We start from the raw sequence: 1,326 nt of genomic DNA on the forward strand, positions 1-1,326 counted from the left end.
CTTACCAACTAGACCCAAGCTATCATACCAGAGTGTAAAATAGTCAGAGCTGTCTTTCAATGTTCCATTTGGCTCAAAATTAAAAAAATCAAAGCTTTGAAAACTTTCATTTTTAATAACTTTTGGATACTCGACTCCTATTGAATCATAATGAAATTTTGCATCACTAAATTCTTTTGCTTTATCAAAAGCATCAGCTATTGAAATATCATTAGTTGTTTCCATGTCAGAAAAATTTGTAACAATGAAAAAAACAACATAAAGTAAATTATAAATCATTGAACGACATTTACAGTTCCATTCTTATTTAAAACTAAATTTCTTATTGGTGATGGAGTAATTGGCGAACCCCCAATTGATCCAGTTTGCAACCACCCATTAACGGGTCTTCTTGTTAATCCTTGACCAAGACGAATTTTGTAAGCATATTGTCCTTCTGACACTCTTGTAAAACTAACAGTGGTTTTATCTGAATTAAAGAAGATATTTAAACTACCTGCCTTATTCTTACCCAAAAAATTTGATGCATTTATTCCCATATTATAATTTCCGCAATTACAAGCTCCAAAAATTAAATTTCCTCCATCACTCATTTGTTCAGTCACACTTCCTAACATATTAGTGATCGTTGTTCCTCCTTGTGTAAATGATTCAGGAGTAATAGCAACATCACCCATGATCAATGCAGGATTGTCTGGATCTCTAGAACCATGCGTAACAATTACAAGATTATCAATTTTCCTGCCAGTTGAGGTAACGAAAGAGTTTACAATTGTAACTATTTCTTCATTATTCTGAGCTATTTTAGCTACCCATCCAGAACCAGCAAAATTCTCCTGATCAATTTGATTAGCCACCCCGACTGGGATTTTAGCTCCTAGTGCATCCTCTCGTTCAGGAGGCTGAACACTTTTATGAAAAATAATTAAACTGTTTGGGCTTTCATCATCTGAATTATTGTCATCATCACTGGCTTGATATACAGTTATTAAATCATCATCAGTTACTCCATTATTTTCTTTCCACTCCTCTGTAGAAGTCATACCAGTTGGATCTGCAAACCTAATCGGGTTGTCAAACCCAAAGTGATACGGTGTCCATGATTTTTGATTAACTTCTGATAACGGATCAACCTGAATAAACCTACCAATGGCTGGGTCATAAAGTCTGGCATTAAAATCAATTAATGAAATGCCTAAATCGTCAATATTTTCATTCCCATTGTACTTAAACCTGTTCTCCTTCGCAGTCACCCTTTGGTAGCCATTGTTAAATGTTAAACCAAATGGATAATAATCATCCTTCTGTATCACAGGGTGTTCGTCT

The 1,326-nt window shown here is 34.5% G+C and carries 2 protein-coding genes; both read right to left on the minus strand.

The window, feature by feature from the left end:
* Positions 1 to 225, minus strand: a 225-nt coding sequence (locus E1140_RS00310; RefSeq protein WP_155177966.1) for a hypothetical protein, incomplete at its 3' end; no start/stop codon positions are given.
* 50 nt (positions 226 to 275) lie between these two features.
* Positions 276 to 1,326: RHS repeat domain-containing protein (locus tag E1140_RS00315; protein ID WP_185153323.1), on the minus strand; the 1,051-nt coding region annotated here is incomplete at its 5' end.

Origin of the sequence: Fulvivirga lutimaris (genome assembly GCF_009711525.1) — a bacterium.
Lineage (GTDB): Bacteria > Bacteroidota > Bacteroidia > Cytophagales > Cyclobacteriaceae > Fulvivirga > Fulvivirga lutimaris.